The following is a 22,605-nucleotide window of genomic DNA, read 5'->3' on the forward strand; positions in this document are numbered from 1 at the left end:
CCTCCCCTTATTCTTTCTCCGAATTCATAACTCGTCTACCTCCATCATAAACTTGTACAAAGAATGGATGAAGGAATGAGGAGAGGCTATGAAAAGAGACGTTAAAGACATTCGAAGATCAATTGCGGAACGAAAAAAGAAACGAGGGGTGGGAGGAGAACGAAAGTCTACATCAACATCAACAACTCAGGCTGTTTCTTATGTGCAAGAAGAAGAGAAATACGGCTACTTCCCTTTTTCCGAAAACGATCGTGGTTCAAATGCAAACGCTCAGTTCCTGACGGCTTTCTTATTTAAAAGTGTTATTGCAGGTGTTTTATTTTTCTCCGTTGCGATCCTTTACAGACTCGATGCCGCATTCCTCGAGACCCCGCAACAATGGGTAGATCAGGCGGTGACAGAAGAGTTTCAATTTGCTGCTGTGAATCAGTGGTATATGGATAAGTTTGGTGAACCATTAGCGTTTCTCCCTCAATCTCCGGGAGAAGATGAGGTTGTTCCAACTGCAGCGGGCGAACTAGCTCTCCCTGTGAGTGGAAGTATTAGGGAGTCATTTCAAACAAATGGTCAGGGGGTAGTCATTGAAACGTCTTCACAAGAAGATATTCTCGCTTCTGGTTCCGGAATGGTGGAGTTCGCTGGAAAGAAAGAAGATACAGGGAATACCGTCATTATCCAGCACGCAGATGGCAGTAAGTCTCATTACGGGTACTTATCTGAAATTAATGTGAACCAATACCAACAGGTCTCAGCGGGCAATGTAATCGGGAAGACGGCACCTGCTGAGAACGGTACAGCTGAGAAGGTCTATTTTGCCATACAAAAAGGTGGTCAATTTGTTGATCCAATTGAGGTGATCCAGGTTCATGACGAGGCTGATCAATAATCATTTTCACGTTCATCCGCTGCTTTGGATGCTGCTAGGAATCGGAATTTTAACCGGTTCCCTGTGGCAACTTGTTATCATGTTCTCACTTGTATGGATACATGAGCTGGGTCATTATGCAATGGCCCGCTTTTTTAAGTGGAGAATTCGCTCGGTTATGCTGTGGCCTTTTGGTGGTGTGATGGAAACAGAAGAACATCATACAAGACCATTCCATGAAGAGGTTCTTGTTGTTGTAGCTGGGCCATTACAACATGTGTGGTTGTGGGGTGCTATATCCTTGTTGGGGTATGCAGGATGGTTCTCCCCGGCCACCATAGAGATGATGCATGTATACAATGGGATTTTATTTTTGTTTAATTTATTACCGATTTGGCCACTTGATGGTGGAAAGCTTTTGTTCCTTTCTCTCTCCTATGCGTTGCCGTTTGTACGCGCTCAGCAAATCTTATTGTACTTATCGCTATTCTTCCTAGCTGTTTCGCTAATCTTTGCTTTAATTTTCTTACCTTTTTCTTTAAGTACAATCTTTTTGGCAGCTTTCTTGTTGTGGGAAAATCGGCTAGAATGGAAGCAAAGAGAGTATTCCTTTCTGCGATATCTAATGAAACGCCATGAACAGAATGGCGAAAAGGTTCATAAGCTCCGTGCCATACATGTAAATGAAGATATTCCTGTGATGCACATTTTTAGGCAATTCAAACGTGGAAACCATCATCAAATTTTTGTGACACGTCCGAATCAAAGCCGTGCGCAAATTGATGAAGGCGAATGTTTGTATTATTATTTCACGATGAAACAATCTCGAGCTAAAGCAGCAGAACTCGCAGAATGGTTTGCTTCATAGAGAAGGTGAAAAGATGAAAGACATTTATATTCAAACGCTGCCAACAGAAAAATGGGCAGTCGTAATGGAAGATAGGGAGATCGACATGGTATCTGTTTCAAGACAAGATGATGAAGATCTCGTTGGGAATATATATAGAGGAAGAGTCGTTAATATAGAGCCAAGTTTACAAGCGGCCTTTGTGCATTTTGGCCCCAGTAAGCTTGGCTTTTTGAAATGTTCAGAGATTCCTGATTCGAGGCAGCATCCTCAAAAACGAATTGAACAGCTCATTCATGAAGGACAGGCGTTATGGGTGCAGGTTACAAAGGATGCCATTGAAGATAAAGGGGCTCAGTTAACGGCGAACGTTACGCTTCCCGGCCAGGACATCGTTTACCTCCCATTTGGGCAATACCATGCTGTGTCGAAGAAGATTGATGAAGATAGGCGTAATGAATTAATGGAGTTAGCCACAAGGTGGAGTATGGGAACAGAAGGAGTGTTATTTCGGACTTCTGCAAAGAATGTGTCCGATTCGAGCTTGCTGGAATCCTGCAGTCGTTTAAAGCAAGAATGGGAAGAGATTGAAGCAGCCTTTCAAAATCGAAAGCCACCTATCTTAGCCTTTGAGGACCCTGTTATACCTGATCAAATCGTGAGGCAACACGGTGAAAAAGAAATTCAATCGATTACAGTGGACGAACAATGGGTGAAACGCCACATTGATCATCGTTACCCTCATCTTGCCTCTAAGTGTGAGTGGAAAGATTCCACTTATGAGAAACCTTTTACATTAGACCAAGTAATCGAGAGGATTATTGAGCGGAAGGTTACGCTTGAGGGAGGGGCAGAGATCGTGGTGGATCAGACTGAAGCCATGGTGGTGATTGATGTAAATTCAGCCAAAAAAGTGGGGAAAGCCTCAAAGTCTCAATCTGTACTGCAAACCAATGTAGCAGCTGCCAAAGAAGTAGCTAAACAGCTCAGACTTAGGAATTTATCTGGTATGATTTTAATCGACTTTATAACGATGAAAAATCCGAAAGACCAGAAAAAAGTTATTGGGGCTTTAAAAAAAGAACTAAAACAAGATCCAGTACGCTCTGAAGTGATAGGATTTACGAAGCTTGGACTAGTTGAAATGACGAGAAAGCGTACATCGTCTTCTCTACCTTACAGAATCGCTGAAAAAAGGGCGGATTATGTCTTAACCCTTGAGACGAAAGCCTATCAGTTAGAGAGGGAACTCCTTTCTTATCGGAGAAGTGATAAGGACATTATCGTACTTGAAGTCGATCCAGAACTCCTATCCTTATTTAAGGAGAAAATCGACATCGAAAAAATAAAATCTTTCCTTTACAAAGAAGTCTATGTCCTTAATAATAGTAAAAGCGATAGTTCCTATCGCATCCGTTATGTAGGAGATGAGAAAAACCTGCAAGAGCGACCTTTTTATATCGACGGGTCTCTTGACAGGTTGTTTTAGAGGTGGTAACATCTATATGTTATGTCTCGTAGCACCAAGTGCTACAACCGCTCAAAACAGGTTTTTAAGCTCATAATTTGAGCACCTGCATGGCGAGTCTGAGTGCAAGAGGAGGTGCAAGTATGTACGCAATTATTGAAACTGGTGGCAAACAAGTCAAAGTAGAAGAAGGTCAAACAATCTACGTTGAAAAAGTTGAAGCTGCTAATGGTGAAAACGTAACGTTCGACAAGGTACTTGTAGTAGGTGGCGAAGACACGAAAGTCGGAGCTCCTTACGTAGACGGTGCTTCTGTTACGGCTAAAGTCGACAAACAAGATCGTGGCCGTAAAGTAACTGTATTCAAATACAAGCCTAAAAAGAACTACAAGCGTAAACAAGGTCATCGTCAACCTTACACAAAACTTACTGTTGAAAAAATCAACTCGTAAGGGTGCCTTATGATTCAGGTGCTTGTAACACGAAATGAGCAAAGCCACATCATAGATTTTGAATTGAGTGGACATGCTGAGAGTGGTCCTTATGGACATGATCTTGTTTGTGCTGCTGTTTCAGCTGTATCTTTCGGTGCAGTAAATGCTGTGATTGAACTTTGTGAGTTTGAACCTGTCATCGAGCAAGAAGGTGAAGGTGGTTATTTGAGAGTTGAACTCCCAGATTCCCTTTCTCCAAATATGCTTGAGAAAGCGCAAGTCTTGTTAGAAGGCATGATGATATCACTCGAAACCATTGAACGTGATTATGGTCAATATATTACAATAGTCGAACCATAAGGAGGTGCAGCCCAATGCTACGTCTGAATTTACAATTCTTCGCCCAAAAGAAGGGTGTAGGTAGTACAAAGAACGGTCGTGACTCTGAGTCTAAGCGTCTTGGAGCGAAGCGTGCCGACGGTCAGTTTGCGACAGCTGGTTCTATTCTTTACCGTCAACGTGGAACAAAAGTTTACCCAGGTGCTAACGTAGGCATCGGTGGTGACGACACACTATTCTCTAAAGTAGATGGTGTTGTTAAATTTGAACGCTACGGTCGTAACCGCAAAAAAGTTAGCGTATACCCTGTAGCTCAAGAAGCGTAAGCTTTTTAGAAAAACTCTAGCCTTCGGGTTAGAGTTTTTTTAATGAGATGTGAATGGGTAAGGTGAGTTGGTGCACGAAAGGTGAGCATCTTTTGTCATATGAAATCGTAAAGGAAAACCCTCTCTAATGACCCTCTGGAATTAAATCGCTACATTTCAACAATCTTTTCCCAATGACCCTAAGTCTGCTATACTTTTACTATTATGATAAAAGGGGCGGGATATGATGAAAGTTGATGAGGTTGAGAATCTCTTGAGGCACTACCGGCATGATTGGATGAACCAGCTACAGCTTGTGTATGGTTATGCCACAATGGACAAGATGGAATTAGTAAAAGAGAAACTTCAGCATATTATTGCGGTTTCAAGAGAAGAATCAAAACTAATGAGTCTTAAGGCGCCAAGGTTTTCGCTTTGGGTCGTGCAGTTCCATGAGCATTATAATCAATTTCATATGACCTATCATGTAGATTCTTCGCTAGACTTGTCTGCTTTTGATCAGTCCTTAGTTCACTCATTAAACCAATTCATGTCGCATCTGAAACAACATGTAAATGAAATGAATTTATACGACATTGAGATGTCTGTCATAAAAGGTGATTCGCCTAAAATCACGCTGGATGTGAGTGGTGATTTGAATGAGGTGGAATGCCTTAAGTCAGAGGTCCAACAAATACAATTTGTAAAAGACATAGAGATAACAGACAGACAGATGTTAATCTCTTTGTTATTAAAATAAGAGGTGAAAGAAATGTTTGTCGATTCGGTTAGTGTTTATATAAAAGCCGGTGACGGAGGAGACGGAAGTGTATCCTTCCGCCGAGAAAAGTATGTTCCAATGGGTGGCCCCGCTGGTGGTGACGGTGGTAACGGAGGCGACGTAATCTTTGAGGTCGATGAAGGCTTAAATACACTTATGGACTTCCGTTACAATCGTCATTTTAAAGCAAAACGTGGTGAACATGGTAAAAGTAGAGGCGCGCACGGGAAAAATTCCGATCCTCTAATTGTGCCGGTCCCACCAGGAACAACGGTAAGAGACGCTGATACTGGAGATGTGCTTGCTGATTTAATTGAACATAAACAACAAGCCATTATCGCTAAGGGTGGTCGAGGTGGCCGTGGAAACATTAAGTTTGCAACGCCTCGCAACCCAGCGCCTGAGATTTCTGAGAATGGTGAACCAGGTGTAGAACGTAATGTTTCATTAGAATTAAAACTAATGGCTGACGTAGGACTTGTAGGATTTCCGAGTGTAGGTAAATCGACACTACTATCTGTTGTTAGTGCGGCTAAGCCTAAAATCGCTGAATATCATTTTACAACCATTACTCCGAATTTGGGAGTAGTTGAAACGGAAGATCAGCGTAGTTTCGTTATGGCTGACCTTCCTGGGTTAATTGAAGGAGCTCATGAGGGTGTGGGTCTTGGTCACCAGTTCTTGCGCCACGTTGATCGAACACGTGTCATTGTACACGTTGTGGACATGGCTAGTATGGAAGGGCGCGATCCATATGAGGATTTTGTGACGATTAACGAAGAGTTAAAGCAATATGACGAGACCATATTAGAGCGTCCTCAAATCATCTTAGCGAGTAAGATGGATATGCCTGAATCAGAAGAGAAGCTTGAAGAATTTAAATCACAACTTGAGCAAGATATTCCGATTTACCCAGTTTCTTCGATCACACGTGGAGGTTTAAAGGAAGCGTTGTTTGCGATTGCTGACATTCTTGAAACGATTCCAAAAGATGATACACCTGTTGAGGAAGTTGAAGAACGTGTCGTATACCGCTTCGAAAAAGAAGAGACTCCGTTTGAAATTACGCGTGAATCTGACGGTGCCTTTGTATTAAAAGGACCGAAGATTGAGAAATTATTCAAGATGACTAACTTCGACAGGGACGAATCCGTCAGCCGTTTCTCTCGTCAGCTACGTACAATGGGCGTAGACGATGCCCTACGTAAACGTGGTGCGAAAGATGGCGATACGATTCGCTTACTTGATTTTGAATTTGAATTTGTCGAATAGACTATTCAAAAGGGGAACTTAGATCATGGGTATAAACAATGAACAATTTTTTTTAGTCCGTAGTGACGTTTTACCAGAGTCCATGCAGAAAACATTAGATGCGAAAGCATTGCTTGAAAGAGGGAAGGTTGATTCGGTGCATGATGCGGTGCAAAAAGTAGACTTAAGCCGAAGTGCCTTTTATAAATATAGGGATGCTGTATTCCCTTTCCAAGCAATGGTGAAAGAGAAAATGATTACGCTTTTCTTTCATTTGGAAGATCGTTCTGGTACGCTTTCTCAATTACTTGCGGCGGTTGCTGAATCAGGTTGTAATATTTTAACGATTCACCAAACGATTCCGTTACAAGGGAAAGCGAACGTAACGCTTTCATTGAATACATCTGGTATGAGTCAATCAATTGAGCAATTATTACAAGATTTCAAACGCTTAGACTTTATAGACCGAGTAGAGGTTGTAAGTAGCGGAGCATAGCTGAGGGGGATTCATAGTGGTGAAAGTAGGATATCTAGGTCCAAAAGGGACATTTACGAATATAGCGGTTGAGGCACTTTTTGAAGCAGATCAGACGGTTAGTTACAGAACAATTCCAGAGTGTTTAGATGCGGTAGACAGACAGGAAGTTGAGCTAGCAGTTGTCCCGGTTGAAAATGCAATTGAGGGGACAGTGTCCATGACGATTGATTATTTAATTCATCAAGTGGAACTTCCTATTATTGCGGAGGTGGTTGTGCCGATTACGCAACATATCCTCGTTCATCCTGAGTTTGAGGGTGATGTGGAGCGTATAGAGCACGTGTATTCACATAGCCATGCGATTGCCCAGTGTCACCAATTTATTCATAAAGAAATGCCTGAGGTTGAAGTGCACTATAGTGCTTCAACAGGAGAAGCGGCCGCTAAGGTGAAAGACCTTAAAGGTCAGCACGCTGCTATAGGGAATGCTCTTGCGGCACAAGAGTACGGTTTAAAAGTGTTAAGAGAAAATGTTCATGATTATGATAATAACCATACACGCTTTGTGGTTGTTCAAAAAGAGCAAGCTCCCGTTGAGATGAAAGATCATGAAGTGAAACAACAAAAAACAACACTAATGGTCACGTTACCAAGTGACCGAGCAGGTGCGCTTCATCAAGTTCTTTCCGCTTTTGCTTGGCGAAAAATGAACCTTTCAAGGATAGAATCACGTCCTATGAAAACGGGGTTAGGCAACTACTTCTTCATTATCGATGTGAACAGGTCCTATGATTCCGTGTTGTTTCCCGCTTTGCAGCAAGAACTACAAGCATTAGGGTGCGAAACCAAAATTCTAGGAACTTATCCTTGCTTTGAAATCCAGTCTAATGCCGTTCATAAAATGTAACGAGAAGGCCTCTTTCCTTACCTGGGAAGAGGCCTTTTTTATTTAGAAGGCTCTGTATATTTTTAGTGTTGATTTTGTTCCATATAAGCCTCCTTATATGGAAGTTGAGATATTTCAGCAGAAGGGGCCTTTACGTTTAAGAGTGCTTGGGCTAGCTCGTGGACAACTCGCTTTCCTGCGGGGAGCTGGGAAGCCTCCTCGTTCGCTGTCGCTCTCTGTGGGGTCTTCCCTAGGCTCCTTACCCCGCGGGAGTCTCGCAGTCCCCGAGCAAGCCCTGTCTTTAAGGTGGGTGAACGGCCCCGCAGTTCGCATCAGCAGATCTGTTGTTACCCTATATGGCATGCTTTCGTTCCTCCTTGTATGGTAAAGGTGGGCCTGGAAACTGCGAGACTCCCGTGGGCAGAAGAGCCTAGTCTAGTTCTGGCGTGGAGGACCTAGCGTGATAAGTCATCTTTTTTACAAAGGCTAATCGCCTTTTCCAAAAAGCTGCCTTATCCGTACGGTCCTGGTCACCACGCCTGCACTTTAAATTCTAGTTGAGACCCCGGAGACCGGCTATGCCGGTTGAGGAGGCTCACCAGCTCCCCACAGGAAAGCGAGTGGTTTCCAGGCCCACCTTACGCTCAACTAAAGTTAACGGAAACATTCTCTCATTTTCAAGTCATCAACAATCCTGCCCTATTTTGAACGATCTTGTTATAAGGAATAACAACGTTAAACTTTAACAGCCATTAAAAAAATATTTCCATGCTTTAGAAGTCCTGTCCTATAGAGGTCACGAAATTAATGTTCTCTAAGGCTAATTCACACAATCGGAGTAACTTTTCGTGTGGCCAAGATGATAAGAGGAAGCAGGAATCCAGAAAAAAGTTAGGCAAATCCATCAATCTTTTGGTTGTTCATGCATATGTTGTATGGAGTTCATCTGTTATTTATTTTCTTATGGAAATGCCTATAACAGAAAGAAGGGAGTAACTGCGGTGAAAATACATGTTGTTCAAAAAGGGGACACATTGTGGAAGATTGCCCAAAAATATGGGGTAAACTTTGAAGAGCTGAAAGCAATGAATACGCAGCTCAGCAATCCAGATATGATTATGCCTGGCATGAAGATCAAAGTGCCAACTGATTCAAAGCCGGTAAAAAAAGAGATGAAAAAATACCCGGCTGAACATCCGTATAAGGATACGTCACCAAAGCCGTTACCTATGATAAAAGAAGAGAAAAAAGAACAGCCGAAGGAAATGCCGAAAAAGGAAATGCCAAAAAAGGAAATGCCGAAAAAAGAAGCTGTGAAACCGGCGACGCAAGAGAAGCCGATGATGCCTGTCCAGCAGCAACCTCAAATGCCTATGCAGATGGCTCCTATCCAAATGCAATTTCCGACTATGGAGCAGCAAATGCAGAATTACTATACGACGGTGAATATTCCTAAGATGCCTCAATACAAGGAACCTAAACCTGAAGTTAAACCTAAAGCAAAAACGGAACCGAAGCCTAAAGCGAAACCTGAAGCGAAACCTGAAGCAAAACCTAAAGGGAAATCTGAAGAGAAGCCTCAAGAGGTAAAAGGGGTTCAGCAATGGGAGCAAAAGCCTCAACAGATGCCGCAAATGCAACAAATGCCTCAAATGTCTCAAGAGATGCCACAGATGCAGCAGCAAATGCCTCAAATGCAACAACCAATGTACTACTATCCAATGATGCATCATCCTTGTGTACCTTGCCCTCCTCAACCATGTATGCCTTGCTATCCGCATCCGCAATACATGGGGAGTAGTGATGTGAATTGCTACGATGACGGGCAAATGATGCCAATGCAGCAAGGTATGGTTCAAGGAGCTTATGATGAATCTTCTGAATCATCTAGTATGGATATGCCGCAAATGCCTGGTCAAGTAGCGGGGATGAGTGATGATTGCGGATGTGATGATGGATATCAGCAAGGCTATGGAATGCCACAACAAGGCTATGGAATGCCACAACAAGGCTATGGAATGCCACAACAAGGCTACGGAATGCCACAACAAGGCTACGGGATGCCGCAACAAGGCTACGGAATGCCACAACAAGGCTATGGAATGCCGCAGCAAGGCTATGGAATGCCGCAACAAGGCTACGGAATGCCGCAACAAGGGGACGGGATGTTTCAGCAAGGTGGAGACCAGGGAGGGTATGGTTTCCCTCAAATGGGACCCGGAAGTTCTCAGTTTAGTGGATTAGATATGCCTAGATTTGATGATGACGACGAGGATTATTAAATATGAAGAAATTAAAAGGGGGAGTCGGAAGCGACTTTCCCTTCTCTTTTTTTGAGGAGAAGGCAGGCTTATTTATTCGTAATTTCAAGATCATTAAGCCTCATGTCCTGCTAGTGTCCGCAGCATCAGGTGCATTTATCTTAAAGCGAAATAGCTCGATTCATTCCGTCAGGCAACAATGGGAATTGTTTAAAGGTCTTCCTGGAAACTGTCCTGTGATTCCATTTTATCCGTTTCCCTCAGGGGATTTATATCTAAGGGATGAACATGGATCAACCTGGACATTAGCTCCTTATATGAATGGTGGTAAAGCTTTAAGCTATAAGCGTAAATGGGATAGGACAGCTGCTGTTGATGTGTTGAATAGGTTCCATCAACAGGCTGAGGGAGTTAAAGTAAACTCATTGATTGTGAAGCAGCCATTATATATGCATTGGAGGAAACGGTTTCGTCTGTTTGAAAACGATTATGACGTATTTAGAAGGTATGGCTATGGTGACCTTTTTGATTCTCTTTGCCGAACATCAGAAAAAGCATACAATCTATTCATGAAGTTAGATTGGTATGGTATTGAGAACCGTGGGGTTAATGAGCTCTCTTGGGTTCATGGGGATGTAGCGGCTCATAATTTTTTGAAGGGAGAACATAATAAGGTATATCTCATTGATTTTGATTTGGCATCACAATCACCCAAGGTTTATGATTGGATTCAAATGGCCCAGCGTTTTTTACCCTTTCTAGAAGATCATGAAGAGATCGCTTATATAGAACGTATATTAACAAAAGAGGAACGGCCTTTCTTTCGGCTTGGATTAGCGATTCCTGCCTCTCTAGTAAGGGAGTGGAATACGTTTCAGGCAAGTCATCCATCATCTAGTGAGGTCCTTTACTACCTCGAAGTACTTAATGGTAGGTGGCACAAGCAACTAACATTTGTAGAACAAAACAAAATTATGCTAACATGATATGAGAACTAACCTAACATAACTTATGGAAACTGAAAGGAAGAGCGTACTTATGCAAGAAAAAATTGATAAGCTTGTGAAATGGTTGCAGGATCAGGCGAATGATGCGGGATTAGAAGGACTTCTTGTAGGAGTAAGCGGAGGGATTGATTCTGCTGTAGTAGCGCATTTGATTAAGCGTGCTTTCCCAGACAATTCGCTAGGTGTAATCTTGCCATGTAAGAGTAACCCAAATGACCAAGAGGCTGCTCAGAAGGTTATTGAGAGCTGTGGGATTAAGTCATTAACAGTGGATTTAACAGAAACACATGAAGTGATGTTCTCAAACATTCAGGACCAACTTAAATCTGCAGGTGACTATAACGAAAGCCAAGAAAAATTAGCCGATGCAAACCTACGTGCGCGACTACGTATGAGTACGCTATACTCTGTTGGTACGAATTACAAATATCTTGTAGTTGGAACAGATAATGCAGCAGAATGGTATACAGGTTACTTCACTAAGTATGGTGATGGAGGGGTTGACTTAGTCCCTCTTGTTCATCTAACAAAAGGTGAAGTACGTGATTTAGCTCGTGAATTAGGAGTCCCAGAAGAAATCATCGAGAAGAAACCAAGTGCAGGTTTGTGGGAAGGTCAAACAGATGAAAATGAAATGGGAACATCTTATGAAATGATCGACAAACACCTTAAGGGTGAAGAAATTCCTGAAGAAGATCGCAAAATTATTGAAGGTATGCATAAGAAGAGTGCTCATAAGCGCGAATTAGCTGCAGCGCCTCCTAAATTTTAAATCATAAATTACCTAAATGTAACTCGGTTAATGAAAACCTCCCTAAGCCATCCTAAGGATGTAAGGGAGGTTTTATTCATGAAAAAAGAACTCATGATGGGCGCTATTCTCTCTCTTGGATTACTTGCAGGCTGCGGTGGCGCTGACGAAGAATCCATTCAAACTGAACTTGAACCAGAGTCCTTGAACTCCGAATTAGAAGGTCAGGCAGAGAAGAATGCTAAAGAAGATAATAATCAAGATGTCGGCAAAAATCAGCCGAAGTTTCAAACGAATATTGATACAGAGTATTATCAATATGAATTAGAGCGATCTCGTCCTAAGAATGGCGAACCTCAAAAGGAATATCCAACAACCCCAATTTCTGATAAGGATGCGAACTCTTATAATAATAAAGAGTACGACAAGCAATCTAGAGAAATTGGAAAGCGTTTGAGTCAGTCTCGATATGTTAAGACTGCACAAGTTGTTGTGACAAATGATGCTGTTTTAGTAGCAGTGGAAGAGCCAGATCGTGCGACTTATACAAGAGTGGATGTGGCTGAAAAGGTACGAGCAAGCTTAAAAGAAATGCCTGAAACAAAAGGTAAAGAGATTGTCGTGTATACGGATGAACGCTATTGGGATCGGATGAAAGATCTTAAGAGCCGAATCAATCAAGATGAACAAATGCCAGAAGGAATCGATCAATTTAGAGACAAAAATTATAAATAACTAAAGAGTGCTTTAGAAGCGCTCTTTTTTTTATGGATTTACATGATGTATAGGAGATAAACAGTGCGATTTACATATATGTCAATGAAGCACTTAGCCTTGAATTGGCAGGCTTTTTCAAATATTTTCTTTGTGTTATAGTAAACATGGATTTAATTTATTTATGGAAAGATGAAGAGAGGAGAATGTCCGATGGCAGGTCATTCGAAATGGGCCAATATTAAGCATCGTAAAGGTGCTCAAGACAAAAAACGTGGAAAGCTATTCATGAAAATGGCAAAAGATATATATGTAGCAGCGAAAGAAGGTGGAGGGGATCCTGAAACAAACCCTCAACTTCGTTTAATGATTGATAAAGCAAAAGCAAATAATGTGCCAAACGAAAACATCGATCGTGCGATTAATAAAGCAACGGGTGGTTTAGATGGTGCAAATTATGAAGAGTTCACATATGAAGGGTACGGACCAGGGGGAGCAGCTGTTATGGTAGAGGTGCTTACCGATAACCGTAACCGTACAGCCTCTGAAGTTCGTCACGCTTTTAATAAGAATGGTGGAAACCTCGGAGAAAATGGATGTGTTTCCTTCATGTTCGATCGTAAAGGATATATTGTCATCGATCGTTCTGAAGTAGAGGTTGATGAAGATGAATTAATGCTTGAGGCGATTGAGGCTGGTGCAGAGGAAATGGAAACAACAGAAGGAGCATTTGAGATTTATACAGATCCTGAAACGTTCCAAGATGTTCGTACTGCTCTGAAAGGGCAAAACATTTCTCTTGATACTGAAGAAGTAACGTTCTTCCCGCAGACATACTCCGAGCTTGAGGGAGAAACTGCTGAGCAGATGGAAAAGCTAATTGATATGCTTGAAGATCTTGAAGACGTGCAAGAAGTCTACCATAATTTCCGACAAGCATAACCATACCTTAAGGATAAAACTTCTAATTTTGGGAACCCTAAAATTAGAAGTTTTTTTATTCCTGAAACACAACCTACATCCTTTAGTGAGTGAAAGGGTGCCAGACACCATGTTGTGCTTTAAAGGGATAAAGAATGATGGAGGTGGATGGTTTGCGAGGAATTCGTTTGGTAATGATCATAGTGACATTTTGTTTGTTTGTAGGCGGTTTACGTGTTATGGATACTTTGCCGCTTAAGGCTTCAGAATCTTCTTCTAAAGAAGGAGCGAATGCAAGTGTTGAGCAGCCTCTAGAACTAGAAGTTGTGTTGAAGAGGGAGTATATTGATGGACACGTTGGTGAAGAACGGAAAAAAGAAACGATATGGTCAATGGAAGACTTCTGGGCTCGTTACGATGGCTGGGAGCTTGTAGATCAGCGTGAAGGGCATATTACATTTAGAAAAAAAGTTGATGACCTTTCACCATTTGTGAAAAAAGCGGGATATTTTGGCATAAATGAAGGCAATGAATTAATTTTATTTGATGGTTCAGATGAACGTTCTGAGGTCATTCAATCCTTTTTCCAAATAGATGTTGGAAAGCTTGAAAGTTTCCAGAGTGAAGAGTTACAAAAAGGGATTAAAATCAAATCTAAAGATCAGTACTTAAGTTTACTGAAAAAGTATGAGTACTTTTCTATTACGCCAACGCCATAACAAAACCCCTTCCTCTAAGCCTAGAGGAAGGGGTTTTATGGTTTATATGTATCACGATTGCGTTTTACTCTTTGGTGGTCGGTACACTTTTTCAGCATTTACTCCGAGGTTTTTGAGATATTCCACAATACGATCGATCGTACTCATAACTAACACCCCGTTCCCTAATAATATACGTCGATCATACATCTTCATGACCAGTCAGTCAATATAAAAATATGTGCAATTCTGAATTTTTCGTTTGTCGTTATCCTATATTCATTTCTATATGTGAGGCTTCTTGAAAGGCGCCTCCCTCCGTTCTTCGTCTTATGCCTGACGGAGCAAAACGGGGGCCTGCGCTTTTGGTACATCCAGCTCCGGCCCCCTGCTCCTCGGGGTCATAAGTCAAAGAACTGCGGGAGGAAAAGGCGCCTCCCTCCGTTCTTTGTCTTATGCCTGACGGAGCAAAACGGGGGCCTGCGCTTTTGGTGTTCATATGTTAAAATATATAGAGGTGACTACGGATGTAAGGGAGAACGATTTTGATGATAGCTTATGTTAGAGGGAATGTGGCTTCTGTGTCGGCTGAGAATGTCGTTTTAGAAGCGAATGGTATTGGTTATGAAATTTTATGTGCGAATCCTTTTGCCTTTCAATCGATGAAGGGGAAGGAAACGCTTATCTACACGTATCATTATGTAAGGGAAGATCTGCAGACGTTGTACGGGTTTAAGACGTCTGAGGAGAAGGGGATTTTCTCTAAGTTATTAAATGTATCTGGTATCGGGCCTAAGGGTGCTCTTGCTATTGTTGGTTCCACATCTGTTGGTGAAGTGGTTTCGGCAATTGAGCGTGAGGATGATAAATTTTTAACCCGATTCCCTGGAGTTGGGAAGAAGACTGCTAGACAGATGATCCTCGATCTAAAAGGGAAACTGACCGAATGGTTACCTGTGGAACAGGATGAGACGAGTATATTCTTTGAAGGGGAACAAACCCACGCTGAGCAGTCGAGTTACGTAGACGAAGCGCTTGAAGCCATGAAGGCGCTTGGTTATTCGGATAAAGAAATTAAATCCATTCGACCTAAGCTTCAAAAAGAAGAATGTTCAAGTGTCGATGAATATGTACGTAAAGGGTTAGCCCTTATGATGCAGAAAGCGTAAGCAAGGAGGGTTACCATGGATGATCGAATGGTTAGTGGGGAGGCCATGACAGATGATGCCTCAGTCGAATTAAGTCTCCGACCACAAACGCTTGCTCAATACATTGGGCAAGGGAAGACAAAAGAAAATTTACGAATTTTTATAGAAGCTGCGAGAATGAGGGATGAACCTTTAGACCATGTTCTTCTCTATGGCCCTCCGGGTCTTGGTAAGACGACATTAGCCTCGATTATAGCAAGTGAGATGGGCGGTCAATTTAGGACGACGGCAGGTCCTGCAATTGAACGGGCCGGTGATTTGGCTGCTATTCTGTCCTCTCTTGAAGCAGGGGATGTTTTGTTTATAGACGAAATTCACCGCTTGCCAAGGTCGGTTGAGGAAGTACTCTATCCTGCTATGGAAGATTTTTGCCTTGATATTGTCATTGGCTCAGGTTCAGAAGCAAGATCTATACGACTAGATCTTCCTCCATTCACACTCGTTGGTGCTACCACGCGGGCTGGTTTACTTTCTGCTCCCCTTCGAGATAGGTTTGGCGTGTTAAGTCGTTTGGATTACTACACTACAGATGACCTTTGTGAAATTGTGAAGAGAACCTCTGAAATCTTTGATGTGGAAATTGATGATCAAGCGGCTGTGGAAATAGCCCGTCGTTCTAGGGGAACCCCGCGTATCGCCAACCGTCTTCTGAAGCGGGTGCGTGATATTGCGCAAGTAAAAGGGGAAGGTGTTATATCTCGTGAAACAACAGACCAAGCTTTAAACATGCTTCAAGTCGATCAGGCTGGTCTTGATCACGTTGACCATAAGTTGTTACTTGGTATAATGGATCATTTCAGAGGTGGACCAGTTGGGCTTGATACGATATCGGCTACGATTGGTGAAGAGTCGCAAACGATTGAGGATGTGTACGAGCCATTTCTGTTACAAAAAGGGTTTATTCAACGTACACCAAGGGGCAGACTAGTAACACATTTAGCCTATGAACACTTTAACCGGGAGGTGCCTGGTAGTGAATGAATTTCCTAAGCTGTTTATCGTATTAGGAGTTCTCTTCATTGTTATAGGCCTCATTTGGAGTATTTTCGGGAAGCTTCCTGGAGACTTTCTCTTTAAAAAAGGAAATACAACCTTTTATTTTCCGATCATGACGTCTATTATAGTGAGTGTTGTCGCAAGCGTTGTACTATATATTATTGGGAAATTTCGATAAGAACTAGATAGGGAGAGACATATGAACATAAACGACTTCGACTTTGATTTACCAGAAGAGTTGATTGCACAAACTCCACTGGAAGATCGAACGTCTTCCCGGTTACTTGTGATGGACCGTGAGAAGGAAACTATAGATCATAAACACTTTTATAACATCACCTCATACTTAAAGCCTGGCGATTGTTTAGTCTTGAACAATACTAGAGTGCTTCCTGCGCGCTTATATGGCGTTAAAGAAGACACAGGTGCAAAAGTAGAAGTATTGCTTCTTCATCAACGTCAAGGCGATGAATGGGAAGTTCTTGTGAAACCAGCTAAAAAGATTAAGTTAGGTACGAAAATTTCGTTTGGAGATGGAAAACTCGTGGCTGAATGTACAGAGTTGCAAGACCACGGTGGTCGTATCCTGACATTTTCGTATGAAGGAATCTTTCTTGAAGTATTAGAATCTCTAGGTGAGATGCCGCTTCCTCCTTATATTAAGGAACAGGTATCTGATCGGGAGCGTTATCAAACCGTTTACTCTAAAGAGGAAGGTTCTGCAGCAGCGCCTACAGCAGGTCTTCACTTCACGAAAGAACTTCTACAAGAGATTCAGGACAAAGGTGTAGAAATTGCTTATATTACACTTCACGTTGGCCTTGGCACATTCCGTCCTGTAAGTGTTGATTCTGTAGAGGAGCATGATATGCATGCTGAATTTTATCAGATGTCCAAGGAAACAGCAGATCAATTAAATCGCGTTAAAGAGAGTGGTGGTCGCGTTATTCCAGTTGGAACGACTTCTACTAGAACTCTTGAAACGATTGCAAGAGATTATGGATCCTTTAAAGAAGCATCTGGTTGGACAGATATTTTCATATACCCACCATATACCTTTAAAGCGATTGATGGGTTGATTACAAACTTCCACTTGCCAAAGTCTACGTTAATTATGCTTGTGAGTGCGCTTGCTGGTAAGGAATTTGTTATGCGAGCATACAAGGAAGCTGTAGATGAACAGTATCGTTTCTTTAGTTTCGGCGATGCGATGCTAATTTTATAATGAGAGATAGAAAGGGTATGAATGATGCCAATTAGGTACGAACACATAAAAACATGTAAACAAACAGGAGCTCGTTTAGGTCGAGTTCATACACCCCATGGTTCTTTTGAGACACCTATGTTTATGCCGGTAGGAACGCTTGCTACGGTTAAAACGATGGCACCAGAAGAGCTAAAGCAGATGGGAGCGGAGATCATCCTCTCTAATACGTATCACTTATGGTTAAGGCCAGGAGAAGATATCGTAGAAGAAGCAGGTGGCCTTCACAAGTTCATGAACTGGGACGGTTCTATTTTAACGGACTCCGGTGGCTTTCAGGTCTTTAGCCTAAGTAAGCTACGTGACATCAAAGAAGAAGGAGTTCATTTCCGTAATCATATTAGCGGTGAGAAGCTATTCCTTTCACCTGAGAAAGCTATGCATATTGAAAACGCTCTTGGTGCTGATATTATGATGGCGTTTGACGAGTGCCCTCCATATCCAGCGAGTCACGAATATATGAAGAAGTCCGTCGAACGAACAAGTAGATGGGCGGAGCGTTGTTTAGAGGCTCACAAACGTCCGCACGACCAAGGCCTATTCGGCATTGTTCAAGGTGGAGAGTACGAAGATCTTCGTCGTCAAAGTATTAACGACCTAGTCTCTATGGACTTTCCTGGTTACGCGGTTGGAGGTCTATCCGTAGGGGAGCCAAAAGACGTTATGAACCGAGTGCTAGATTTCACAACACCATATCTTCCGACTGACAAGCCTCGCTACTTAATGGGAGTAGGTTCTCCTGACTCTCTTATCGATGGTGCAATGCGCGGTATTGATATGTTTGATTGTGTATTACCTACACGAATTGCTCGTAATGGAACATGTATGACTTCACAAGGTCGTTTAGTTGTACGTAACGCTAAGTTTGCTCGTGACTTCGGTCCAATTGATCCTGAATGTGATTGCCATACATGTCGAAATTACTCCAGAGCTTATATTCGTCACCTAATTAAGTGTAACGAAACGTTTGGTTTCCGACTTACAACTTATCATAATCTTTATTTTCTGTTAAAATTAATGAAGCAAGTCCGAGAAGCGATTCGCGAAGACCGTCTTGGTGACTTCCGTGAAGAGTTCTTTGAACAATATGGTTTCAATAAACCAGATGCTAAAAACTTCTAAATGATAGAAGCTTCTTATTGAAAGGAGGGAAAAATCCATGGCAGGTTCTGCAGGTTCATTAATTATGCTAGCCTTAATGTTTGTACTGTTTTACTTCTTGCTTATCCGACCACAGCAAAAGCGTCAAAAGCAAGTCAAACAAATGCAATCTGATCTTCAAAAAGGAGATCATATCATTACGATTGGCGGCATGCACGCAACCATTCATGCGCTAGATGAAAACACGCTTATTTTACAGGTAGAGGATGGAACGAAACTTACATACGATCGTTCAGCTATCCGTGAAGTTGTGAATCAGAAGGCATAGTGAAAAAACGCGCTCATCTCTAGCTAGAGATAAGCGCGTTTTTTATTTGGATTTTCCTCCTACATTGACCCCCATCATTCCCCCTAAGAGAGCCATGACCACATAACCGCCCAGATAAAGAAGTTGCGATGTCGACATGCCTTGTTGATACCCTAGGTATTGAAACAAGAGAACAAATACAAGGAATCCTAAACCTGTAAATAATCCAAGCAACCAGCCCTGTTCTTTTCCTTTTGCTCCTGCTATAAATCCTCCGATAAATAGTGTAATTAATCCTATTACAAGTGTTGCCCATTGTAGAGTTGGTTGTGACATTTCCGAGAATTTAAGGAATAAGGCCAGTGTAAAGCTACTCAATACCATAATAATAAGAATGGTGCCCCATCCATAGGCAAGTGCCATCATTCTTTCTTTTACCATATTTATTCTCCTCCCTGTTCGTCCATCTTTTTACCACTTTATTCATAAAAAAATAAAATAGAATAAAATATTTTCCTAAGGTACGTGAATATAGTAGTAAAAATGGACAAGAAAAAAGGGGGGTACTAATGGAAACGACCCTGGCGGTTGCTGTGTTTATCGTTAGCTATGTGTTTATTATGTCAGAGAAGATAAATCGTGCATTGGTGGCTTTAGCGGGCGGAGTTCTTATGTTACTAAGTGGCATATATAGCTGGGAAGAGGCGTTCACTAGCTTCATTGATTGGTCTACTATTACGCTTTTATTCTCTATGATGGTGCTCGTTTCAATTACCAAGAAGACAGGCTTATTTGAATACATAGCTATTCTTTTAGCTCAGCGGGTCAAAGGTGCTCCAATCCCGCTTCTTATTGTGACGGGTGTGTTAACAGCTATAGGTTCGGCATTACTAGACAATGTAACAACAGTCCTTTTGTTTGTTCCGATATTATTAACTCTGACTTCCAAGTTAAACTTACCGGTATTCCCCTATTTATTAACGGTCATTTTATGTGCGAATATTGGAGGAACAGCTACTTTAATAGGCGATCCTCCAAACATTATGATTGGGCAAGCTGTCGATCATTTTACGTTTATGTCTTTTCTGGTTCACCTTGGCCCGGTTGTTTTGATCATTTTTACAGCTACTTTATTTGGACTAGTCCTCTTGTTTAGAAAAACCCTTGTGAAGGGAGAGGGGGACCATGTCCGCACATTAATGGAACTAGATCCTTCTTCATACTTAAAGAAAACTCCGATGCTTTATCAGTCAGTTACGGTACTCTCTATGACCATTCTTGGTTTTCTTCTGCATGCATTTGTGCATGTTGATTTAACCACTGTCGCTGTTTGCGGAGCCATTCTGTTACTTTTACTTACAGAAAAAGAATCAAACACAGAAAAAGTCTTTGAAGAGGTTGAATGGGTTACCTTGTTTTTCTTTATGGGACTATTTATGCTCGTTGGCGGGCTTGAACAAGTTGGTGTGATTGATGAGTTGGCCAGGGGGATGATTTGGTTAACAGAAGGTGATCTGCCATCAACAGCGCTTATGATTTTATGGATATCAGGTCTTTTCTCAGGAATCGTTGATAACATACCGTTTGTGGCAGCTATGATTCCAGTTATCAAAGAATTTCAGTCATATGGCATGACGAATTTAGACCCTTTGTGGTGGTCTCTTGCTCTTGGGGCCTGTCTGGGGGGGAATGGAACGCTAATAGGAGCATCAGCTAATGTGGTCGTTGCAGGATTGGCTTCTAGTGCCAGACACCCAATTGGATTTTTAAAGTTTATGCTATATGGGATGCCTGTTGTGCTCTTTTCCCTTGCCGTATGTACGATTTATGTTTGGTTTCGGTACCTTGTTCCATTTATGCAAGCTGGCATGTAAGCATAGTAAGAGTCAAATCGGTTCACACTAGGAACATTAGGGACAATAGAAAGAAGTGAACCTGGTGTGAATTTAGAAGAAACATGGATTATTATTTGGAGAACGTTTGCCACTTATTTTGTGATATTAGTGATCTTTCGTGTAATGGGAAAAAGAGAGATAGGTGAGCTATCCATACTCGACTTAGTGGTCTTTATCATGCTTGCTGAGATCGGAGTCTTTTCAATTGAAGAGCCTAAGGATGAATTTATCCACGCAGTAATCCCAATGCTTGTTCTTTTGCTGATTCAAAGGTTGAGTGCATGGTTCTCTTTAAAAAGTCAATGGTTTAGAGAAAAGGTTGATGGGAAAGCTTCTGTTATTATTCAGAACGGAAAGATTGACGAAAATGAAATGAGGAAACAGAGGTACAATTTTAATGATTTACTACAACAATTAAGAGAAAATGGTACCTCGTCTGTTGATGAAGTAGCTTTTGCTTTATTGGAGCCTTCTGGTAAGCTTTCCATTATAGAAAAACAAGACAATTCCTCTCAAGATATGAATGGATTTCTTATGCCGTTTATTACAGACGGCAAGATCCAAGAGGAGAACTTAAAGCGTAATGGAAAAGATGAGAAGTGGCTGTTAACGGAAATTCGTAAGCGGGGTTATGAGCACCCTGAACAAATTTCCTTACTAACCATAGATCATAAAAATAAATGGTACATCGACGAATACGATGAAAAACAGTAAGATGAAAAGGAGGTGTCTCGGGTACAGAGGGCATCTTCTTTTTTATACCTAAGGAGGGGGAAGCAAGATGAGTGATTCATTTAATTGGCACGAAGCAGCCACGAAAAAGTGGGATCAAAACGTTACATTTTGGAGTGAAAAAAGTCGGTCTATGTGGAGCCAGGGGTCCCGTGCTGGAATCATTCCTTTTATTAAGAACTATATACCAGATGGGAGCAAGATGGCTGATATTGGATGTGGAGACGGTCATGGAGCATTTTTATTAAGTGAAGCGGGTTACACTGTAACTGGTGTTGATCTCTCTCCTAAAATGATTGAGCACGCCAATCAAATGAGGGGAGACCGACTAACGTTCACACAAGGGGATTTAGCAGACCTCCCTTTTGCTGAAGATACATATGACGGGTTGATGGCCATCAACTCACTTGAATGGACAGAGGATCCTAAAGGGGCCTTAGAAGAACTGAGAAGAGTCTTAAAGCCTGGAGGCCGTTTATGTGTAGCGATTCTTGGTCCAACTGCAGGCCCTCGTCAAAATAGTTACAGAAGATTATATGGGGAAGATGTCATTTGTAATACGATGATGCCCTGGGAATTTGAACAGCTTGCGAAGGAAGGTGGGTGGGGCGCCATATCGTATGGTTATGGGGTATTTAAAGATGGGGTGAAAGAAGATGTTGTTAGATCTTTCCCAAATCAGTTACAACAAGCTTTGGCTTTTTTGTGGGTGTTTATGCTTGAGAAACAATAGGAGCTGGGGGAGAATTTAAGTTAAAGGGCTTCCAATATATTTTCTGGGTAAACAATATTGCTTTTCATTTTAGTGTTATAAGGAAGGAATTTGTCGGAGAAATGAAGGCATAGTCTTATGACTTATGTTTTGTTTTTTATATGCTTATAGTTCTAATAGCATCTTCGTTTAAAACTATCAGTTTTGAGAACTAAGAGGATTAGCTGAGTTAGCTTGACATGCTAGCTAAAAAGAATTTTTTAGTGAATTTAGTTAATGTGAAAAAAGTATGAAAATTCACCGGAATATCATTAACATAAATAATAATATTAGTATATTGACCCTATATTTATCCAAAAAGGCGTGAAATTGTAAAAATTACAC

At 41.7% G+C, this 22,605-nt stretch carries 26 protein-coding genes and 1 other annotated feature; of the genes, 25 read left to right on the top strand and 1 reads right to left on the bottom strand.

Annotated features, from left to right (window positions below; all coding sequences use genetic code 11):
• The first annotated feature begins 88 nt into the window (after positions 1 to 88).
• The 22 genes from IEW76_RS04420 to yajC all read left to right on the top strand — a co-directional run bounded on the left by IEW76_RS04420 (position 89) and on the right by yajC (position 18,903).
• On the top strand, positions 89 to 886 hold the full coding sequence (locus tag IEW76_RS04420; protein WP_188651303.1) for a M23 family metallopeptidase: 798 nt from the start codon (positions 89 to 91) through the stop codon (positions 884 to 886).
• Positions 867 to 1,733: a M50 family metallopeptidase gene (locus IEW76_RS04425; protein WP_188651305.1), complete on the top strand. Its 867-nt coding sequence runs from the start codon at positions 867 to 869 to the stop codon at positions 1,731 to 1,733. Before IEW76_RS04420 ends, IEW76_RS04425 begins: the two co-directional genes overlap by 20 nt.
• Positions 1,734 to 1,746: 13 nt before the next feature.
• On the top strand, positions 1,747 to 3,201 hold the full coding sequence (locus IEW76_RS04430; RefSeq protein WP_188651307.1) for an Rne/Rng family ribonuclease: 1,455 nt from the start codon (positions 1,747 to 1,749) through the stop codon (positions 3,199 to 3,201).
• A 35-nt stretch (positions 3,202 to 3,236) separates the two neighbouring features.
• Positions 3,237 to 3,311 (top strand) — a sequence feature (ribosomal protein L21 leader region).
• Positions 3,312 to 3,323: 12 nt separating this feature from the next.
• Positions 3,324 to 3,632, top strand: a complete 309-nt coding sequence (gene rplU / locus IEW76_RS04435; RefSeq protein ID WP_188651309.1) for a 50S ribosomal protein L21 — start codon at positions 3,324 to 3,326, stop codon at positions 3,630 to 3,632.
• 9 nt (positions 3,633 to 3,641) lie between these two features.
• Positions 3,642 to 3,974: a ribosomal-processing cysteine protease Prp gene (locus tag IEW76_RS04440; RefSeq protein ID WP_188651312.1), complete on the top strand. Its 333-nt coding sequence runs from the start codon at positions 3,642 to 3,644 to the stop codon at positions 3,972 to 3,974.
• Positions 3,975 to 3,988: 14 nt separating this feature from the next.
• Complete coding sequence (gene rpmA, locus IEW76_RS04445; protein WP_036784714.1) at positions 3,989 to 4,279, top strand: 50S ribosomal protein L27; 291 nt, start codon at positions 3,989 to 3,991, stop codon at positions 4,277 to 4,279.
• 223 nt (positions 4,280 to 4,502) lie between these two features.
• The gene (locus IEW76_RS04450) at positions 4,503 to 5,018 is read left to right on the top strand and encodes a Spo0B domain-containing protein (protein WP_188651314.1); all 516 of its coding nucleotides are present in this window, start codon (positions 4,503 to 4,505) and stop codon (positions 5,016 to 5,018) included.
• Between the two features lie 12 nt (positions 5,019 to 5,030).
• Positions 5,031 to 6,311, top strand: a complete 1,281-nt coding sequence (gene obgE, locus IEW76_RS04455) for a GTPase ObgE (RefSeq protein WP_036784716.1) — start codon at positions 5,031 to 5,033, stop codon at positions 6,309 to 6,311.
• A gap of 25 nt (positions 6,312 to 6,336) precedes the next feature.
• Positions 6,337 to 6,786, top strand: a complete 450-nt coding sequence (gene thrR / locus IEW76_RS04460) for a transcriptional regulator ThrR (RefSeq protein ID WP_308422040.1) — start codon at positions 6,337 to 6,339, stop codon at positions 6,784 to 6,786.
• 19 nt (positions 6,787 to 6,805) lie between these two features.
• Positions 6,806 to 7,675, top strand: coding sequence for a prephenate dehydratase (gene pheA / locus IEW76_RS04465; protein WP_188651691.1), 870 nt, complete (start codon positions 6,806 to 6,808; stop codon positions 7,673 to 7,675).
• Positions 7,676 to 8,655: 980 nt separating this feature from the next.
• On the top strand, positions 8,656 to 9,936 hold the full coding sequence (gene safA, locus IEW76_RS21015) for a SafA/ExsA family spore coat assembly protein (protein ID WP_188651317.1): 1,281 nt from the start codon (positions 8,656 to 8,658) through the stop codon (positions 9,934 to 9,936).
• 2 nt (positions 9,937 to 9,938) lie between these two features.
• On the top strand, positions 9,939 to 10,901 hold the full coding sequence (locus tag IEW76_RS04475; RefSeq protein ID WP_188651319.1) for a phosphotransferase: 963 nt from the start codon (positions 9,939 to 9,941) through the stop codon (positions 10,899 to 10,901).
• 52 nt (positions 10,902 to 10,953) lie between these two features.
• A complete protein-coding gene (gene nadE / locus IEW76_RS04480) occupies positions 10,954 to 11,694 on the top strand; it encodes an NAD(+) synthase (protein WP_188651321.1) in 741 nt (246 codons plus the stop codon).
• Between the two features lie 78 nt (positions 11,695 to 11,772).
• Positions 11,773 to 12,408, top strand: coding sequence for a YhcN/YlaJ family sporulation lipoprotein (locus IEW76_RS04485; protein ID WP_188651323.1), 636 nt, complete (start codon positions 11,773 to 11,775; stop codon positions 12,406 to 12,408).
• A gap of 192 nt (positions 12,409 to 12,600) precedes the next feature.
• A complete protein-coding gene (locus tag IEW76_RS04490; protein ID WP_188651325.1) occupies positions 12,601 to 13,329 on the top strand; it encodes a YebC/PmpR family DNA-binding transcriptional regulator in 729 nt (242 codons plus the stop codon).
• 134 nt (positions 13,330 to 13,463) lie between these two features.
• Positions 13,464 to 14,027, top strand: coding sequence for an intercompartmental signaling factor BofC (locus IEW76_RS04495; protein ID WP_188651328.1), 564 nt, complete (start codon positions 13,464 to 13,466; stop codon positions 14,025 to 14,027).
• A 527-nt stretch (positions 14,028 to 14,554) separates the two neighbouring features.
• Entirely contained in the window at positions 14,555 to 15,175 is a 621-nt protein-coding gene (ruvA, locus tag IEW76_RS04500; protein WP_188651693.1) for a Holliday junction branch migration protein RuvA, read from the top strand.
• A 15-nt stretch (positions 15,176 to 15,190) separates the two neighbouring features.
• On the top strand, positions 15,191 to 16,195 hold the full coding sequence (ruvB, locus tag IEW76_RS04505) for a Holliday junction branch migration DNA helicase RuvB (protein ID WP_188651330.1): 1,005 nt from the start codon (positions 15,191 to 15,193) through the stop codon (positions 16,193 to 16,195).
• The gene (locus IEW76_RS04510; RefSeq protein WP_188651332.1) at positions 16,188 to 16,388 is read left to right on the top strand and encodes a DUF2905 domain-containing protein; all 201 of its coding nucleotides are present in this window, start codon (positions 16,188 to 16,190) and stop codon (positions 16,386 to 16,388) included. Before ruvB ends, IEW76_RS04510 begins: the two co-directional genes overlap by 8 nt.
• Before the next feature lie 21 nt (positions 16,389 to 16,409).
• On the top strand, positions 16,410 to 17,435 hold the full coding sequence (queA, locus tag IEW76_RS04515; protein WP_188651334.1) for a tRNA preQ1(34) S-adenosylmethionine ribosyltransferase-isomerase QueA: 1,026 nt from the start codon (positions 16,410 to 16,412) through the stop codon (positions 17,433 to 17,435).
• A 21-nt stretch (positions 17,436 to 17,456) separates the two neighbouring features.
• Positions 17,457 to 18,596, top strand: a complete 1,140-nt coding sequence (gene tgt, locus IEW76_RS04520; RefSeq protein WP_036785533.1) for a tRNA guanosine(34) transglycosylase Tgt — start codon at positions 17,457 to 17,459, stop codon at positions 18,594 to 18,596.
• Positions 18,597 to 18,633: 37 nt separating this feature from the next.
• Positions 18,634 to 18,903 carry a preprotein translocase subunit YajC gene (gene yajC, locus IEW76_RS04525; protein WP_036785536.1) on the top strand — a complete coding sequence of 90 codons (270 nt, stop codon included), beginning with the start codon at positions 18,634 to 18,636 and terminating at the stop codon, positions 18,901 to 18,903.
• Positions 18,904 to 18,945: 42 nt separating this feature from the next.
• Here yajC and IEW76_RS04530 read toward each other — a convergent pair whose 3' ends face one another.
• A complete protein-coding gene (locus tag IEW76_RS04530) occupies positions 18,946 to 19,323 on the bottom strand; it encodes a TIGR04086 family membrane protein (RefSeq protein WP_188651335.1) in 378 nt (125 codons plus the stop codon).
• A gap of 128 nt (positions 19,324 to 19,451) precedes the next feature.
• Between IEW76_RS04530 and IEW76_RS04535 the strand changes: the two genes are divergently transcribed.
• The 3 genes from IEW76_RS04535 to IEW76_RS04545 all read left to right on the top strand — a co-directional run bounded on the left by IEW76_RS04535 (position 19,452) and on the right by IEW76_RS04545 (position 22,242).
• Complete coding sequence (locus IEW76_RS04535; RefSeq protein WP_188651336.1) at positions 19,452 to 20,756, top strand: ArsB/NhaD family transporter; 1,305 nt, start codon at positions 19,452 to 19,454, stop codon at positions 20,754 to 20,756.
• 66 nt (positions 20,757 to 20,822) lie between these two features.
• Positions 20,823 to 21,491: a DUF421 domain-containing protein gene (locus tag IEW76_RS04540; protein WP_229721120.1), complete on the top strand. Its 669-nt coding sequence runs from the start codon at positions 20,823 to 20,825 to the stop codon at positions 21,489 to 21,491.
• 67 nt (positions 21,492 to 21,558) lie between these two features.
• Positions 21,559 to 22,242: a class I SAM-dependent methyltransferase gene (locus IEW76_RS04545; protein WP_188651337.1), complete on the top strand. Its 684-nt coding sequence runs from the start codon at positions 21,559 to 21,561 to the stop codon at positions 22,240 to 22,242.
• The last annotated feature ends 363 nt before the right edge of the window (positions 22,243 to 22,605 follow it).

It is taken from the genome of Pontibacillus salipaludis, from assembly GCF_014642405.1.
In the GTDB taxonomy this organism is placed as follows: domain Bacteria; phylum Bacillota; class Bacilli; order Bacillales; family BH030062; genus Pontibacillus; species Pontibacillus salipaludis.

What these genes read in the sequence shown, in the direction of transcription:
- IEW76_RS04545 (WP_188651337.1), top strand. Translation starts at nt 21,559, where the DNA reads ATGAGTGATTCATTTAATTGGCACGAAGCAGCCACGAAAAAGTGGGAT.
- IEW76_RS04495 (WP_188651328.1), top strand. Translation starts at nt 13,464, where the DNA reads ATGATGGAGGTGGATGGTTTGCGAGGAATTCGTTTGGTAATGATCATA.
- IEW76_RS04530 (WP_188651335.1), bottom strand. Translation starts at nt 19,323, where the DNA reads ATGGTAAAAGAAAGAATGATGGCACTTGCCTATGGATGGGGCACCATT.
- thrR (WP_308422040.1), top strand. Translation starts at nt 6,337, where the DNA reads ATGGGTATAAACAATGAACAATTTTTTTTAGTCCGTAGTGACGTTTTA.
- rpmA (WP_036784714.1), top strand. Translation starts at nt 3,989, where the DNA reads ATGCTACGTCTGAATTTACAATTCTTCGCCCAAAAGAAGGGTGTAGGT.
- yajC (WP_036785536.1), top strand. Translation starts at nt 18,634, where the DNA reads ATGGCAGGTTCTGCAGGTTCATTAATTATGCTAGCCTTAATGTTTGTA.
- IEW76_RS04450 (WP_188651314.1), top strand. Translation starts at nt 4,503, where the DNA reads ATGATGAAAGTTGATGAGGTTGAGAATCTCTTGAGGCACTACCGGCAT.
- IEW76_RS04420 (WP_188651303.1), top strand. Translation starts at nt 89, where the DNA reads ATGAAAAGAGACGTTAAAGACATTCGAAGATCAATTGCGGAACGAAAA.
- IEW76_RS04440 (WP_188651312.1), top strand. Translation starts at nt 3,642, where the DNA reads ATGATTCAGGTGCTTGTAACACGAAATGAGCAAAGCCACATCATAGAT.
- IEW76_RS04485 (WP_188651323.1), top strand. Translation starts at nt 11,773, where the DNA reads ATGAAAAAAGAACTCATGATGGGCGCTATTCTCTCTCTTGGATTACTT.
- ruvA (WP_188651693.1), top strand. Translation starts at nt 14,555, where the DNA reads ATGATAGCTTATGTTAGAGGGAATGTGGCTTCTGTGTCGGCTGAGAAT.
- IEW76_RS04490 (WP_188651325.1), top strand. Translation starts at nt 12,601, where the DNA reads ATGGCAGGTCATTCGAAATGGGCCAATATTAAGCATCGTAAAGGTGCT.
- tgt (WP_036785533.1), top strand. Translation starts at nt 17,457, where the DNA reads ATGATGCCAATTAGGTACGAACACATAAAAACATGTAAACAAACAGGA.
- queA (WP_188651334.1), top strand. Translation starts at nt 16,410, where the DNA reads ATGAACATAAACGACTTCGACTTTGATTTACCAGAAGAGTTGATTGCA.
- IEW76_RS04535 (WP_188651336.1), top strand. Translation starts at nt 19,452, where the DNA reads ATGGAAACGACCCTGGCGGTTGCTGTGTTTATCGTTAGCTATGTGTTT.
- IEW76_RS04475 (WP_188651319.1), top strand. Translation starts at nt 9,939, where the DNA reads ATGAAGAAATTAAAAGGGGGAGTCGGAAGCGACTTTCCCTTCTCTTTT.
- obgE (WP_036784716.1), top strand. Translation starts at nt 5,031, where the DNA reads ATGTTTGTCGATTCGGTTAGTGTTTATATAAAAGCCGGTGACGGAGGA.
- IEW76_RS04425 (WP_188651305.1), top strand. Translation starts at nt 867, where the DNA reads ATGACGAGGCTGATCAATAATCATTTTCACGTTCATCCGCTGCTTTGG.
- nadE (WP_188651321.1), top strand. Translation starts at nt 10,954, where the DNA reads ATGCAAGAAAAAATTGATAAGCTTGTGAAATGGTTGCAGGATCAGGCG.
- ruvB (WP_188651330.1), top strand. Translation starts at nt 15,191, where the DNA reads ATGGATGATCGAATGGTTAGTGGGGAGGCCATGACAGATGATGCCTCA.
- IEW76_RS04430 (WP_188651307.1), top strand. Translation starts at nt 1,747, where the DNA reads ATGAAAGACATTTATATTCAAACGCTGCCAACAGAAAAATGGGCAGTC.
- rplU (WP_188651309.1), top strand. Translation starts at nt 3,324, where the DNA reads ATGTACGCAATTATTGAAACTGGTGGCAAACAAGTCAAAGTAGAAGAA.